This window comes from Ktedonobacter sp. SOSP1-85, assembly GCF_016587415.1.
In the GTDB taxonomy this organism is placed as follows: domain Bacteria; phylum Chloroflexota; class Ktedonobacteria; order Ktedonobacterales; family Ktedonobacteraceae; genus Ktedonobacter.
In genome coordinates this window covers 3493688-3509991 of sequence record NZ_BNJI01000001.1, presented here as the reverse complement: position 1 = coordinate 3509991, position 16304 = coordinate 3493688, and the positions used below count along the sequence as shown (strand labels likewise).

Below are 16304 nucleotides of genomic sequence, written 5' to 3'. Positions count from 1 at the left end.
TTTGTAGGTCCAGTACAAGTCCTTGATAATTTAACTATAGTGATTATTCATAAATCATCACCGACGTTTTTCTGAAAAAATAGGTATGCGAAAATGTGCTATTTGGTTAAAAACCTTATGATCCAACAAAGGAACATATTTTGAATTCACGGTCAAAATGCGTTCTTCAGTAATATACTGACCATTACTATCGAGACGGTGCTTTTCATACTCTTGAGGATAGCAAAGCGCCATAATGAACTCAATAAATTGTTTGGGACTTGGTACACCAGCCACAACCAGCCTTGCGTATGGAAATGCGCTTAAATGCATGTGGCAATCATGGTGTAAAACTCCTCTTGCATGCTGAGGATCATAGTCAATCCTTAACCAATGAGCTAAACTATCATCAGATATAGGTACGTGCTCATCCGATTCTTCATCTTCCAGTGCTTCCTCCTCTTCCAGCACTTCCCCCTCTTCCAGTGCTTCCTCCTCTTCCAGCGCTTCCCCCTCTTCCAGTGCTTCCTCCTCTTCCAGTGCTTCCTCCATCGAGGCTCTTTCACCAAAAGTGCTTATATCTTTCACCCTCTCTTTATACACAGCAGTACTATAAAATGCCAAGCATGCTGATTTTATTTCTTTGCCTCTTGAGTCATAAAGGTAATAAATTTGTATAATAGAACCGTCTGTAGCAATTTGAAAGGTATATTGCCCGCTATCCGCTAGATTAATCACATCAGATATCATTACTGGCTGCTTCAGCATTTTCGGTACACGGCCAGTCCATGTGATCTGGGAATCTTTACGTATACCACAAGGATTAGCTAAAATATGTGACCAATCGATGTAAGCAGAAGTTAAAAGATCGCTTGCCTCATTGATTTTCACGTGCAACCTCGTTAAGACGTTTTAACAATTTATTAAATGCCTCTGGGTTTGTAGATGCCAACTCTTCTAAAGCTTCAACCTCTGTTTTCTGAATAATCTCTGCCGCTTTGCTGAGTTTTTCAAATTTTTTACGCTTGTAGCTATTTTCTGCATCTAAACGACGCACGACCCGCATATCAGGAAATTCGAATTTAAAACTAGGCAGATCTCCTAAAATTTGTTCAATCTCTTGTTTTGCTGCCTCCATTTTTTTCCCTATGCCAGTTATTCGCACCCACGCTTTTGATCTTGTAATAGAAGCAAACGCATGGTTACGATTTCCAATTCCTTCAAAATAATCATAAAGTGCGTCAAAACTAAGGATATAAACAATATGAGCCTCATTTCCCTTGGCCCTAAAGACGGTGGAAAGGGTCACTCTGCCAACTTCAGCAAATGCAGAGGCATCATCTATAAGTCCAGGTATAGTTGAAGCTATGTTAGCCTTAACTAGACGCCCTTGCAATTCCAGCAAATAGCCTTTCGCTCTAGAGTTATCGAGGGATATAACCATAATCTGTCTTGGTGCTACTTTTTCCACTTTTATGTCTCTGATAATAGATTCTGCTATCCAATTTAACTCAGATGCTCTATCTTGAAAGACATTAACAACAACTAATTTTTGCTTATCATATATTTCGTGAATACGATTTGGGCTGTTTTCTAAGGGCCGAGAGATAACAACCTGCTCGCCTTTTTGTAGCTTTCCGCTCTCGACTTTGTATCCGACTGCTTCCCAATATCCTTGATCTTCCAACATTTGAACAGTGCCTTTAGGGTTATGTATACCGAGTCCAATAGCATGCGCGAGCATAAGCACATCTTGTGGGCAACGATAGGAACGATGCAAAACAAAATCTTTTTCTATAGGACCTGGATAGTCGGGACCTTGAAGTGAAACGAGGGGTTCTCCATGTGCATCGTAACCGAAGAGATCTTCGGGTTTAGGAATCTCCAAAGAGGAAAGACTTTGTAGCTCATCGTATGCCCAATAAATTCGGTGATAGGCCTCATCGGACAACTTATATAAAACACGAAAAAACTCTTTTGGAAAATCTTGAGCCTCATCTACAAGTATAAAATCATATTCTGATAATATCTGTCGCTGCAACGCATGTTCACAACAAACCTGGAAAGAAGGTTTCACAGGATTAGTAGCTCTTGCAGCCCGTAAATCCAATGGAATTACACCTTGGCGCGCACATAAATCTGAATAAACGCCAGAACGATTACGGCCACCCCAAGCATGTCTTACATGTAACAAATCCCAATCAGGCTCAGTACCGGTTTGCTCACGATAGGTCTTTGATATAAGCTCTCTCACTTGATTGTAGAGGCTCTGTGTATTAAATGTGAAAAGGATTTTTTTGCCTGGATATAAGATATGGATGTTAGCAGCTTTCTTTGCAAGCAGTACTGTTTTTCCTGTGCCAGCGAGGCCCCGAATACGTTGAGGGCCAGGAGCTATTTCAAGGCCCACTCTTTCTTGCTCATCATCCAAAGCTGCTATCTGCTTATCTAGTTCTCTGATAGCTGATCCTAATGAGGTAATGTTCTGCAATGAAATATTAGATAGTTTATGTAAATTAGTTGCACCTAAATTAGTTAAGCCTTGAATAACTGACCTAGTAAGTATCCATTCCTCATTCGACAACTCTTGTTTCAGGTCATGCTTGAAAATTTGCTTATTACCACCAGACCACAAAATTTTCACATTTTCTTCTTTGAAGGGTCCAAAGTTTTTTTCAAAATCTCGTTTAATTAGAAATGGAAAAGCTAATATCCCCTGAACGTTTAAGCGATTACGTAACTTCCTCTGTTCAACAAATTTGCTTTGCATTTTTAATACAATATCTTCAATTTCTAATAATGGTGAGTCAATAGGTTCACCATTGATTATCCATTCATCATCCTCGACAAGGTTAATATCTTGAAGATTTTGATCAAAAATTTTAACTATTAAAGGTTGGTTGGTTTTAGTAAATAAAATGAAATCAGGAATTTTGCCTGTTTTTGTAATCACAGCAGGATGTTTATAATAGCAAACCCCTTCATCATTACCAAAACATTCCTCCAACCACCTCTCAACCATATCAGCAGCATCGGTTTTAGGCACACTTCTGACAAACTTTAACATTTAAAAATCTCCAGATTCTCACTTTTATATTTGTGAACCTAAATTTATAATACCTCAGAAATGCATTTTTCGCCAATTATATGCAACCACGCTCTGCTATGTGAGAATTGATACATACCATAAAAGCCGTAGTATCTGTGGCTTTTATGAAATAGCGATAATGCCTCTTGCTATGAATAATAGCACGCGAAATAATCTTTCACAATTCTAAATTGTATTAATGTCTAGCCCGCTGAATACTTGTAGAAAATCTACCAAATATTCTCAGAGCTCGTTACGCAATAAATGCTCTTCTTTAAACTTAATACTTATGGCTACAATCTCAATTTTACAAAACCTATATTTTTATGTAAATTAGCACAAATATTTGGGTTGACTATACGGGTTCTCGGCAAATCTTCACTACTATGAGACCTGTGCTAAATTCGTGACCACTCCTGAATATGCTCTACGACTTCGTCTTCGTCGGAAAATTGAGCAAAAACTCGTCGAAGATGCCGTTGCTCGCGGCTAGCAGTGCAAAGTAGAACGGCACCAGTGTACCATTAAACGGATCGAGCAGTTGCTTGCTGATCTGGGTGAGTTTCTTGATGGATCAGAAGCAACAGACTAAAATAGAGACAGTTACAAATATATTTTATGTAAGAACCGGCTCTACTCAAGAAGAGGTGTATCAGTTATGTGGCAACTAGATGACATTACTAAATATGCACTATTAGACAGTTTTGACTATCCCAATGCTTTTACTTCAGCGGATAAAACTAAATCAAGGCGGGAGATTATTCGTAAGGCTGCAGCAGAAAAAATCTCTGAGGAAAAGATCCGCAATGCTCGATATGATGCAAAGTGGTGGGCATTTCGCATCTATTTCCATATAAAACCACGGGGAACGCAGGCATTCGATATCGAGAATGCTTCCAAGCTTGTAATAGATGCATTTAGCAAAAAGACACTTGAAGCTGATCAGTCACCTTTTAAGGACCGTCTAGCTCTTTTTGAGGATGACTCTATCGAATATGTGAGAGTAATCGAGATTGGTGGAAAGCCAGACCAAGATTCGAAGACTACTGTTGAAATATTTTACTGTCTGATAGAAGAAGAGCAGGATGTCCAAAATGAACCTTAGAACTCAATAAAGCTTTTACGCCGCACCTGTTTGAATGGTTTTGTTAAATATTTCAGAAGTGTCTACATAAGCGTGCTATTGTTAACTTTATGGCGAGGACAAGCCGAGCCATCGTAGGGTCTTAAGAATTGATATACCTAATTAAAAGAGCAGGTCGGAGATCAAGCGACTTGAGCAGCGCATATAAGAGCTGAAGCGCGGGAGTTAGCGCATTGTCCCACTGTGCAGATCTCGATCACAGAGAACAACTATTTCTTCGTCGATTATTCTTCCTGCCAGATGTTGAGATTACTTATTCGAATTGACATTGCTTGAGTGCTTACCTGGAACTTATTGGCAAGAGCGGTGAGCATCTCTTCGTCGCCAAAGTCAAAAGGTTGTTTCTGAATCTCAGAGCGCAGAAGGGTAGCAGGCATTAGCAGAGCGGCCGCGAACCGGTTGGCCTCTCTTTCGCGTTGATCCTCACTCGTAGAGGACTTCGCATCGCGGTGATAGACGATGTACTGAGCATCGATAAAGAGAGCAGAGGGATTATCGCTTAGGTGCAAAACGAAATGACCTATTTCATGTGCGATCGTGAACCGCTGTCGGACAGGAGCTTGCGTTGCGCTGTAGCCGATCGCAAAGCTCAGCACATTATTATCGCGTCAGTATTAACGAGACTGCTAAGCTGCCAGGTGTATGTTCTGCAACATTACCCGGATGCAAAGTGGTGCAGCAAGAGAGGAATATATCTTGAGTTCCAGAACTGAGAGTGGTGGCAACCCAGCAGGGTCCATTCACCGACACGATGGCGTTACCCCCGCAGAGCGGTATCTCAAGCGTCTCTGCGATCATTCGTTTCTGTCACTATGGAGTTACTCCGGTGTGTACCGCGATCAGTGGCTGGATGGAACTGTCAAAGAAGGCAAAGAAGTTGCTGACCTGCTGGTGGTGTTTGAAAACCATATCATCATCTTTTCCGATAAAGATTGCGTCTATCCGAGTGGTGATGATCAAGGCTTGAACTGGCGAAGGTGGTTCAGGCGAGCAGTGCAGGAATCGGCAAAACAGATCTGGGGAGCCGAGCGCTGGATAAAGACAAACCCCAAGCGGCTTTTCCTCGATCACGCTTGTACGCAACCATTCCCAATTATGCTCCCTGATCCATCAACGGCCACATTCCATCGTATTCTTGTCGCTCATGGAGTCGCAGAGCAGTGTAGCAAGGTTTTCGGAGGCAGTGGCAGCCTCATCATAGCCCCACAGGTAATCGGTGCAATGCACACGGCCAATGTAGCCGATGGAGGTCAGCCTTTTACCATCGGGCAGATCGATCCGGCCAAAGGCTATATACATGTCTTTGATGATACCTCTTTAGAAGTGGTCTTGGGCACCTTGGACACCGTTATGGATTTTGTCGCCTACTTGACCAAAAAGGAACGCTTTATTCAGAACGGTCAGTTACTTTGGGCCGCAGGGGAAGACGATCTGCTTGCGTACTACCTCAAGGACCTCAACAGCAAGGGTGAGCACGACTTCATTGTCCCAGATGGCACTAACGTGATAGGCATCGACGAAGGGCTTTGGGACAGCTTTGTCAAGAGTCCTCAGCGGAAAGCTCAGGTCGAAGCAAACAGGGTAAGTTATCTATGGGATATGCTCATTGAGCGTTTTGCTACTCATATTCTGGGCGGTACTCAATATTACACTACACATCCCGGCAGTATTAGCGATAGCGAGCGAATCATGCGCTTTTTCGCCCGCGAGCCACGTACTCGGCGGCGTATGTTAGCACAATCACTGCTGGAACTGCTGGAAGCCAGGCCCTTCTCAATGAGGCGAACCCGCGTTCTGCTTCCATCGCGTGAAGGTGACCCCTACTATGTGTTGCTCGTACTTCCTTTTACTGAATGGATGTCGGATGCCGACTATCGTACAGTACGGTTTAATATGCTGGAAGCCTGCTGCATGGTCACGAAACTGGTTTTCCCAGAGGCGCAAGACATTGTTGGGATCGCTACCGAAAGCGGATCAGTTGCAAATGAGCATCGTTCTGAAGATTCTCTCTACCTGGATGCACGTTATTGGACTGAAGAACATCAGGCAGAGGCTGCGCAGCTCCAGCAAGATCTGGGGTTAATGACGAATGTAACGAAGTTTACCAGTGTTGAATTAGAGTATCCAGCAGTGCCAGCAAAACAATTGCCGCCAATGAAAGGACGAGAGAGAAACCGCCCCTGTCCCTGTGGGAGCGGGAAGAAGTTCAAAAAATGTTGTGGGTGATTAGAAATACTCCCACTACGGGTGCTATGACCACACACGCCTGTAGGTCCAGCAGATGGATCCGCCAGTGTTATCGCTGTACGATCTGCGTATTACTGGACCTACGAAGCACTTGGGCTCGATACTGAAACTTGCGCTTCAGATCTCATATCTGAATGCGACGTGATATCCTGATTCCTCTTTTTACCTCATTTAAGTGTGAATAATTGCTTCGTTAGTATCATACTGAGCGGTCCTCCAATCCAGCACATCAGCCATCTCCTCTTGAAAAGCTGCAAGGTCATCTTGGCGCGTGGGCTCTTCGGGCATCTCAGTATCTTTCCAAATGAGTAATATCTGTAGAGCAGTTAACTCGTCATTACCCTTTATGATATACCGTGCGACTGTCCCAGGAAAGGTATGCTTACCCTCTTTCTGAATCACTTTCAATTTGTCTATAAGTTTTTCTTGCTGACCGGCACGAACTTGTACATTAATCTCTGTTGTAAGCAGTTTGCCTCGGCTACGATAAGTTCGCCAAGCAGGAGCCTTGGTCCTCGTGCGTCCAGAAGGGCCAGGTTTGAAGCGCCTGACCTCTTCCTCTGGAAGAATCAAGATATGACCAACTTTTTGCGCTGGGAGACGGCCAGACATAACGTATTGGTAGACTCTCTTATCAGAGACACCTAATATATCAGCTGCTTCTTTGATAGAAACATAACCTGCAAGGTTAGGAATATTTATACCATCCATCATAGAAGAAGTGTATTGATAACTATACTTCTCTGTAAACTTAACTTTTCAGTTATTCTTTGATCAAATTTACTTTATTTCTAGGTTTATTTACAAACCTAGAAATAAATGTTATAATCCTGGTCGCTACTCCTTGATGTGTTTTAAAAAGATACAAGATTGTGAAGAGGTTGAAGATGGAAGAGAAGATGCACTTACTCGCCAAGCAGCAACAGAATTCCTTTCTTTAAGTATGAATTCCAGCTTTGTATTTAAAGGGTGAAATAGACTACATACCAATGCTCTTACAATTTAAATATCACCTTAAATGGCCTGCACAATGTGTTATATGGCTGGATTGCGGGTGCGGCCTCACCTTGAAGAGAGTTGGCAGAGTATTCAAGAATAGGATTCTGGCATAAATGCAAGCAGTATTACAACCGCTACTCGTACGACCACCAATATTACCTGAAGAGTCCTTGTTTTCCTTTTTGATAAGGCTTTCTCAGTCAAACACCTACCTTTCTCCAAAAATTATGTCGGATCTTATACTGGGCACATTAGATTCTCGTAAACACCATCAATACGTAAAAGATAGATTCGATTTCCCTCTTAAAGCTGAAACTTACAATCGGATTGCCACTTTGGCAATGATCGACATTTCGACGCTCTACAAGAGTACTTATCATCGTTTCGCCCAAGTCCTTACGTCTCCACCTCACTCGGTAAGTCATCTCGAGTTACCTGATGGCACATCAGTTCCTTGCCTTTCTAATGGCCATGAGTTGCCACAGCTACGTCCCTCAAATGTTAGCCAGTTTTGTCCTAAGTGCCTAAAGCAAAATCCTCACCATCAATTAAATTGGGTACCAATAGCTTTATCGTCTTGTCTTAGGCATAAATGCCTGCTTGTGGATCAATGCCCTAATTGCCAAAAACAAGTCTCTCAATACGCAGTAATTACGGCGAAATGCAATCACTGTAAAAGTGATTTGATGAGCGCACAAACAATCTCTATAGCTAACGACGAGATCGGATTACAAACTCAGCAAATACTCCGCGCGTGGTTTATGGGGTACGTCACCCCAGAGTACGAAGCCTCCCACTTGCCTCAACAACCTCCATCAGTGTTGTATAGAACAGTTGAGGGCATTCGAGACTCTATAGAAGACGAAATAAGTGGGCATTGGTCGTACATTCATCGTCTCCCTGGCGATCTTGAAACACACACCATAGCTTTTCAGAAAGGAAAACAAATACTTACTCCCAGCGAGAGCTATCGTATGTATACATCTGCTTGTAAGGCCCTTATACATTGGCCCGGCAGTTTTTTCGATTTTCTTACTAGATATAGCAGAAGAGAGAACTGCAGTCTACAAGGCTCGTATCAAGGAGAATATGTCCAGGACCAACTTTTCAAAGGCCCACCCAAAGAACACCTAGGAGAGCTATATACACGGTGGATCAAGCAGCTATGGAGCTATCCAGAATTTAAGTTTATCCAAGATGCACTTGACCACTATATCGCCGATAACTACTGGTTAGACAACTTTGCGATACGCACGAGCTTTTTTAGAAAGAGACCCCACCTCGCCAAGCATACCAAGCCAGTAAGTGTTACAGCCGCTGCAAAACTCCTTGATACCACTCCAAACGTGGTAAGACTGCTACTTAGAAACAAAGAATTGACCCAAATAGCCGAGAATGATGGAGAACTAGCAGACAAACAAAGGGTACTCTACTACTACAAGGCGTGGGATAGCCTAATTACGCCGGAAAAAGCTGGCTTGCTTATGGGAGTACAGAAAAGAGTAATAGAAGAGTTATGTGCTCTGGGACTTATTTCCAAAGCACCTGAGTCAAAGAATAACCCTGGAAGATACTTCAAGCTATCAGAGGTAATGACAAATCTAGAGTCATTTTCAAGATATGTAAAAAGTTATCCCTCTCAGGAACTTATCGAAAAAGGACCCTGGATTGATTTTGCCAAGGCGGATCACGTTTTCAACTACAAAGAGTCCTTCAAAGCCGTAACAATACTACTGCAAATAGTAGAGGGGAATTTGACCGCTTATCACCCATCGGAAGGGAAATTTCAGCTCAAATCTCTTCTATTCGAGCCGCGGGACTTCCAAGAATGTGTTATGCAGCTACGGGATCGAACGATGCGCTTAAAGCGCGAAGAGGTGGTGGAGATCTTAGGCATTAAAGATGCCACTCTAGCAGGGTGGATCAAAAACAGGAGCATTTTACCTACAGCAATGTATAAGCACGACCAATATTTTGACTTAGTAAGAGTTTATGATCTTCGTTCAAAATACGTCACTCAGGCAGAGGCGCTTCGTATTCTCGCGATAAATATCTCTACATTGAGAAACTGGATACGCGCTGGCCTAGTACCTGGGGTACTTACCAACGACATTGATGGAGAAGAAGGTAGCGCACGTGTCTTTGACAAAGAACAGCTAATGCAATGGAAAGGCCAATATTGTACCTCAAGCGAGGCCATACAAATTCTAGGAGTAACAAAGCCTACCCTTTATCGATGGATCAAGGCAGGAAAGCTAAAACCTTTAGATACTGTTAACAGCAATCAATACTGGTTTCATAAACAGGCGGTAGTAGATTTGAAGAAGTCATTATAAACATCGCGCGTGCGCGAAAATCTAGTTAGGAGGGTGTTAATGCCTGTTAGAAAAGTTCGTCATCACGACACAAACGTTATTGTGGTTTTTCAGTCCATCAAGATGAATTGTATAATACGATGCGAGTCTAAAATCGAAGGCGACCTGCCCTACTTCTTAGAATACGATCCCACGGTGCTAGCGTACTCCCCTCAACCTTTTACCATTACTGCTACTGATGCGGCAGGGGAGAAGCACAGTTATACTCCGGACTTTCACGTAATACGGCGGGAGAAAGAAGAGATTGTTGAGTGCAAACCAAAGGAACGCGTAACTGATAAGCACACACAGCACCAGGTAGAGCTGGGCAGGGCCTGGGCCAATGCCAATGACTGTAGTTTTGTTCTTGTCACAGATGAAGACCTACGTGCGGGGCATGTCTTAGCCAATTTGAAACTACTATGGCGTTACAGTCGTCTAACAATACCAACGATACTCCTAAACCGGTGTATAACCTATTTAAAAACACATCCTCAAGGAGTTTCTTTTGAGAACTTAGCATCTTTCCTCTCTAAATCGCCACACAACCAGGCAAATTCACAGCCATTTACTCAGGTGCCATTTATTTACAGCATGCTCTTTCGGCATATCCTCCAGATAGATCTAGATAGTCCAATTACCCCCAGTTCTACTGTCAAATTGGCTCCCACGACCCCAAGCACCGGTATTATAGGCTCTTTGATTCGCGGTTCTAGTTTTTAGTGGAGGACTTATGGCACGCCTGCACTTCACTGTGGGAACTCGCTATCTATACAATGGGCAAGTATACGTCATTAGCGAATTGCTACTCGATAACAAAATTGTTGCCAAAAATCAGAGTTTCCCTGGTTCAGTCACATTAACTCAAGAGGAGCTAACAGAGCTTTGGATGCGAGAAGAAATACGTTTTGAAGTACACGGGCGTTATGTAAAGAAAGAGCCAAACGCTCCACTTTCTGTCGAGTACACGATCGCCGACTTTCAACAACTACCATCAAGCCGCCGAGACGAGGCAAAGCGCAGATATGAGATTATTCGCCCGCTTTTAGACATTCCACCTGAAGAGCGCACTAGAACATACCTGGAGGAATATGCGAGTAAGTTAGCATCAAGGCAGGAAGCTCAACCACTTCCTCTCGGCTCCCCTAAACCTCCCCCTCGCAAGGGAAAACACATTGGTCAAGCTGTTGGACGTTCTAGTATTGAGATGTGGCTAAGAGCTTTTGTAGAGAGCGGGTACGACATTCGATCCCTTGTCCCAGCAACAGACCAACACGGAGGGAGGGGTAAAACGAGGGTAGACGATGAAACGGAAAGTATTATCAAAAGCGTCATGGAAGAGTGCAAATCTCACCCCAAGCATCGCACAATAGAGGATGTTCACTATGCGATAGTCAATCGTATAGCTGATGCAAATAAATTCCTTCCCTCATATCAACAACTAACCCCACCAGGAATAACAACGACCTATCGACGTATAAATGCAGAAGGAAAAGCATCGATTTTACGGCGGCGTGCAAGTCGTCTCGAAGCCCAAGTCAATAATCCAGTATACCGAGGCCCCAAACCCACAAGAATATTGGAGCGTGTAGAAATTGATGATACTACACTAGATCTTATTGTCGTTGACTTGGAAGATCGGCTACCAATTGGTCGCCCAACGCTAATGTATGCAATTGATGCCTACAGTGGCTTCCCCTGTGGTTTCTATGTAGGCTTTGAGCCACCTAGTTACTTGGCTGTCCAAAACTGTCTCCTTCACAGCATCCTCCCTAAGCAAGATTGCCAACAACGCTATGGAACAAAGCATTCCTGGCCAGTTTATGGTCTTCCTGAAACACTTATCGTAGATAACGGAAAGCACTATATTTGCCGTAACCTAGAGGATTCGTGTGGGCAGTTAGGTATTAACATAGAACAGATGCCTATAAGGACGCCTTGGTTCAAAGGACGTATCGAGCGTTTTTTCCGAACCAACAATACTGGATTCATACATAGTTTACCAGGCACAACTTTCTCAAATATTGTTGAACGTGGTGATTACGATTCCCAAAAATACGCGTGTATTTCTCTTACTGCATTCCTGGAATTGCTCCATGTTTTCTTGCTTGATAAGTATACCCAGGAATGGCATGATGGGATAGGTAAATGTGGCGGTATTCCAGCAAAACTTTGGGAAGAGAACTTACAGAGTGGTTTTATTCCTCCCTTGCATGAAGATGCTCGGGAGTTACGTTTCATTCTTTACCCAGGAGAATACCGCACTATCCAAAATACCGGTATAGATTTTGAGTCACTCCGCTATCAACATCCTAGTTTAGCAGCAATTCGAAGTCGCCATCTAAAAAAGAAACAGAGTAGCTATAAAAAGGAGGGAGATGACACCAAAGACGATCGTTCGGAAGAACAACGTGTTGTCCATATCAAATACAATCCATCAGACATAGGTACTTTATACGTCTATGACGATGACAAGCACACCTGGCTAGATATTCCTGCTATAGATCCCGAATATGCCAAAGGACTATCAATCTGGAAACACCGTGTTATTCGAAAATATATACTGAGACAAAAAAAGCCAGTAAATATTTTCGAACTTGCTGCTGCGAAACAGCATATGCGGGAAATTATAGAACGTGAGTATGCACTTACTCGTAAGAGCAGAGGGCGCAAAAAGGGAGCTCGATTCCTCGGAATTGATGTAGCACAGGCTGTTTCTCCAGAACACTCGCAGCCAATTACAGCAGAAGGTAAAGCACTTGAAGATATAAAGAAGGATAGCGCGCAAGAGCATAAACTCCACAAGCCATTACATGCTGTGCCCCAAGTAGACGATACGACTAATCCTCCAACCCAAACAGAGAAGAAAACTCGCAAGAGGAGAGAAAAGAAGAATACCTCTCGAGCGGATATTAGCCCCCTAAGGCAAGCCGCACCTCAGGAAGACTTGAGTGCGGAGGGATGGGGAGGAGACTATGGATTGCCATCGTAGATAAAGAGTTCGAGGAGGCGACCAATGAGCGAAAACGATTCTAAGCACGACAGTACCAAGAAGACATTTTCACGCGAGGAAATGTGCAAGCTCTCTAAACCCGAGCGTTTACGCTGGGTAGAGCAAATGCGGGTCTTCTACCCGCTCTGGAAAGAGATTTCCGAGGAAATTCAACGATGCCATCAAATGAAAGCAATAGCAGCAGAGCCCCAATGTATGCTACTTGTGGGGCCATCAGGAGCAGGGAAAAGTACGCTCGTTAGTTCCTATGCCCAACGACACCCGGCAATAGTTACAGATAAAGTGACACTTAGGTCAGTTGTTATGGCTACTATACCCTCGCCGGCGAGCATCAGTAACTTAGAAACAGCCCTTCTCAGCGCACTGGGGGACCCCGCCGCCACGAGAGGCACGATAGGCGCAAGAGAATATCGCCTCATCAGGTACTTCAAAGAGATTTGCAATGTAGATCTGCTCATCCTTGATGAACTTCAGCATTTTGTGGATCGCGACAACCAGAAAATACTGCAGACTGCAAGTAATTGGCTAAAGACCTTTGTGAAAGAAACAAAAGTTTCTTGCATCCTTGTGGGCCTACAAGGGGAAGCTGAAGATGTCGTCGATGCTAACCCACAATTAGCGCGTTTATTCGGGGACCCCTATATATTGGCGCCATTCGAATGGGATGAAACCAGGCCAGAAAACACAATTAACAAATTCCGCATTTTTTTAAGTGAATTGGAAAAACTTTTACCACTCAAGGAGCCTTCTTACCTTGCTAACTATGAAACAGCTCTGCGCTGCTTTGCGGCCTGTGATGGCATAATTAGCTATCTCATGGCACTTATTCGAAGAGCCACGTACTTGGCACTAGAGAAAGACTGCGAACATCTTGATCTCGATTTCCTTTCCAAAGCCTTTACTCAACGACTTGCTGGCGAGAGACGCGGTATTCCGAATCCGTTTATTGGCGATTTACCCAACCTCGAAGAGATTAGGAAAAATAAACCCAAGCAAAAGCCAGGGAAACACAACAAAAGAGGTACAAACCAGCGCAGCAAACCGCGCAATCCTGATGAACCACCAGAAGAACGGATGAAAGACATTTTCTGATTTGGTCTCTCTGAGACGGTCGTATATCCTTCAGGGGCAAACAGGCAGGCATATTTAGACTGCAAGGGGAAAAGGGCAGTGAGTGACCAAGAAGGTACCTTGATAAGGCGCACATCGGCTTTGACAAATGAATCTTTACCTTCTCTTCTCAGGCGTTTAGCGGTTTTGAACTTTTATGATCCATACAGGACGTTAACTCAGATAATCAGAGAAAGAAGCGACAGTAAAGACCAGGCCGAATTTCCGCGCCTGGCCATCACCTACCAGGAGATCACAAAACTCACCCTTATTCCGGTCTTCGAGATACACATGTCCTCGGCTCATCGCTTTGCAGAGGTACTGACGCCACCACCTAGCCCCATTGATTCTCTAAGCATAGGAGAGCACACTCTTCCTCTGCTTTCCCAAGCGTGCGCGGCCAAGCAGCTCAGGCCTTTACATACCAGTCAATTCTGCCCTAAGTGCCTGAAGGAGTCTGCACATCACCGATTACTATGGCAGCCGATCGCAGTTTCGGCATGTCTGCAGCATAACTGCCTTCTCGTAAACCGCTGTCCAGCTTGCCAAAGCTACGTCACGATACAATGCATTTTAAAAGCCCAATGTAGCCAATGCCACGCGGACCTTTTATCTGCCGAGCCAGGTGATTTACATCAGGACACGTGGGGTTTGTTCGCCCAACGCCTCATACAGGCTTGGCTCATGCGAGAGACGCTTCCTACCTCTACGAGTACCCTTCTGCCCACGGAGACAGCAAGGGTACTCTACCGAGTGGTAGACGGATTACAGTGGGCAACAAGGATGTTAGCAGAAACAGATTGGCCCTATCTACACCGCATCAAATCAAACCACGCTGATAAGCGGTTGCAAAGAAACGAAGCACGCAACATTACTCCATACGAAAGCTATAGCCTCTACGCGACTGCGTGCAAGGGAATAGTATGTTGGCCACATGGTCTCTGGGACTTTCTACAAGCCTATCGGACCCATATGGGAGCTGTAAAACCTGCCAGAGGCGGACCCAAAGCGGACTTGGGGAACTTTTACAGCCAATGGATCCAAGAGTACTGGGAACACACTGCGTTTGAGTTCGTTCACAGGGCCTTCAAGGATTTCTTTATTCGCACATATCCGTTGAGCAGCGCAGTAATACGTACAGAACTTTGCCGAGAAAACGCTGAGGTTGCAGAAAAAATCACATACGTGAGCGTCACAGAAGCGGCCAGGCTTCTCAGAGTATCCCCTAAAACGGTCAATTTACTGATTCAAAGAGGAGATTTGCCTTGCCGAGTAGATCGAGCAGGGAAGCATGTATATCGTTTCTTGGATCGCGAAGAAGTGCTGATACTCCGAGCTAAGTGGAATGAAGCAGTTGGCAGTGTAGAGGCTATCGCCTACTTAGGAGTTACGGAAAAGATAATGCGGGGCCTTACTGAGACAGGCTTACTAGTAGCTGAAAGACACCCAGCAGAAGGATATTCACATTGGGCATTCAGTAGATGGTCGTTGGTCAACTTTATGGAACAGATATCGAAGCATGTCAAAACGTACCCAGAGGTGGATTTGAGAGCACTTTCTTTTGTAGGCCTAATAAGAGCATCTCAATCACTCTCTATAGTTGGAATGAACGCGGCTTCCCTACTGGCACGAGTAGCAGCGGGTAAGCTTCGCGCGTATTATCCCGCAGATCAAGAAATGAAACTCCGGTCGTTGCTATTTGACTCTACTGATATCCAACTCTGTATAGATGCCGTCAAATCGGAAAATGGATGGATGAGCAGGGAGGAAGTAGTCCAGCTATTGCAAATCAAGGATCATACTTTAGCGCGCTGGGTACAAACTGGACTTATTCCTATCGCCGTAACTCATGGAAATGCTCAGTATTTTGATCAAGAGGCTGTAAGACAGTTTATGACTAGTTATATCAATACGAATGAGGCAGCGACAATACTCGGGGTTGGAAAGCTAACAACTCAAAAGTGGGCGCATCGGGGACGGCTAGCTCCAGCTTGCGTAAGTGGTCCGCACATTGACGGATATCATGCCTATCTCTTTGATAAGGAACAACTGATACGATGGCGGCAAGAGCACCTTACATTCGGTGATACGGTGCAATTACTAGGGATCAGTAAGGCAACACTCCACAGATGGGTCACAGAAGGGAAATTGCAGCCTCTGGATAACATGGGAGGCAAGCAAAGGTGGTTTGCCCAAAAGAGGGTCTTGGAATTCTTGGAAAGAAAGGCAGCACATTAAATCCATCTCAAAAACTAGCAAAGGTAATCAATTTATTCTAACAGTTAGAACATTAGCCCCATTTACTCTTCTCCATTGACATGTTTTTGATGCATACTTATACTAAGCGTTACTCATCAGAAATTTTTGCCG

11 protein-coding genes and 1 pseudogene are annotated in these 16304 nt (G+C 44.1%); 8 read left to right on the top strand and 4 right to left on the bottom strand.

The window, feature by feature from the left end; translation table 11 throughout:
* Positions 1-57: 57 nt before the first annotated feature.
* Positions 58-870: a DUF2290 domain-containing protein gene (locus KTE_RS14595; protein WP_201382034.1), complete on the bottom strand. Its 813-nt coding sequence runs from the start codon at positions 868-870 to the stop codon at positions 58-60.
* On the bottom strand, positions 857-3046 hold the full coding sequence (locus KTE_RS14590; RefSeq protein ID WP_201382032.1) for a DEAD/DEAH box helicase: 2190 nt from the start codon (positions 3044-3046) through the stop codon (positions 857-859). Before KTE_RS14590 ends, KTE_RS14595 begins: the two co-directional genes overlap by 14 nt.
* Positions 3047-3725: 679 nt before the next feature.
* On the opposite strand from KTE_RS14590, the gene KTE_RS14585 reads away from it, so the two are divergent.
* Entirely contained in the window at positions 3726-4172 is a 447-nt protein-coding gene (locus tag KTE_RS14585) for a hypothetical protein (RefSeq protein ID WP_201382030.1), read from the top strand.
* A 263-nt stretch (positions 4173-4435) separates the two neighbouring features.
* Here the strand turns inward: KTE_RS14585 and KTE_RS14580 are convergent, their stop codons facing one another.
* Complete coding sequence (locus tag KTE_RS14580; protein ID WP_201382028.1) at positions 4436-4807, bottom strand: ImmA/IrrE family metallo-endopeptidase; 372 nt, start codon at positions 4805-4807, stop codon at positions 4436-4438.
* Between the two features lie 100 nt (positions 4808-4907).
* Between KTE_RS14580 and KTE_RS14575 the strand changes: the two genes are divergently transcribed.
* Positions 4908-6437 carry an SEC-C metal-binding domain-containing protein gene (locus KTE_RS14575; protein ID WP_201382025.1) on the top strand — a complete coding sequence of 510 codons (1530 nt, stop codon included), beginning with the start codon at positions 4908-4910 and terminating at the stop codon, positions 6435-6437.
* A 192-nt stretch (positions 6438-6629) separates the two neighbouring features.
* On the opposite strand, the gene KTE_RS14570 is transcribed toward KTE_RS14575, so the two are convergent.
* Entirely contained in the window at positions 6630-7172 is a 543-nt protein-coding gene (locus KTE_RS14570) for a helix-turn-helix domain-containing protein (RefSeq protein WP_201382023.1), read from the bottom strand.
* Between the two features lie 398 nt (positions 7173-7570).
* On the opposite strand from KTE_RS14570, the gene KTE_RS14565 reads away from it, so the two are divergent.
* The 6 genes and pseudogenes from KTE_RS14565 (at position 7571) to KTE_RS14545 (ending at position 16172) form a co-directional block, all read left to right on the top strand.
* Positions 7571-9793, top strand: coding sequence for a helix-turn-helix domain-containing protein (locus KTE_RS14565; protein ID WP_201382021.1), 2223 nt, complete (start codon positions 7571-7573; stop codon positions 9791-9793).
* 39 nt (positions 9794-9832) lie between these two features.
* Positions 9833-10534 carry a TnsA endonuclease N-terminal domain-containing protein gene (locus KTE_RS49575; protein WP_201382019.1) on the top strand — a complete coding sequence of 234 codons (702 nt, stop codon included), beginning with the start codon at positions 9833-9835 and terminating at the stop codon, positions 10532-10534.
* Between the two features lie 10 nt (positions 10535-10544).
* Positions 10545-12803, top strand: a complete 2259-nt coding sequence (locus tag KTE_RS14555) for a Mu transposase C-terminal domain-containing protein (protein ID WP_201382017.1) — start codon at positions 10545-10547, stop codon at positions 12801-12803.
* A gap of 24 nt (positions 12804-12827) precedes the next feature.
* Positions 12828-13916: a TniB family NTP-binding protein gene (locus KTE_RS14550; RefSeq protein ID WP_201382015.1), complete on the top strand. Its 1089-nt coding sequence runs from the start codon at positions 12828-12830 to the stop codon at positions 13914-13916.
* A gap of 78 nt (positions 13917-13994) precedes the next feature.
* Positions 13995-14447: pseudogene (locus tag KTE_RS49570) on the top strand (TniQ family protein); the annotation flags it as partial.
* 270 nt (positions 14448-14717) lie between these two features.
* Positions 14718-16172: a helix-turn-helix domain-containing protein gene (locus KTE_RS14545; RefSeq protein ID WP_236600400.1), complete on the top strand. Its 1455-nt coding sequence runs from the start codon at positions 14718-14720 to the stop codon at positions 16170-16172.
* Positions 16173-16304: the final 132 nt, after the last annotated feature.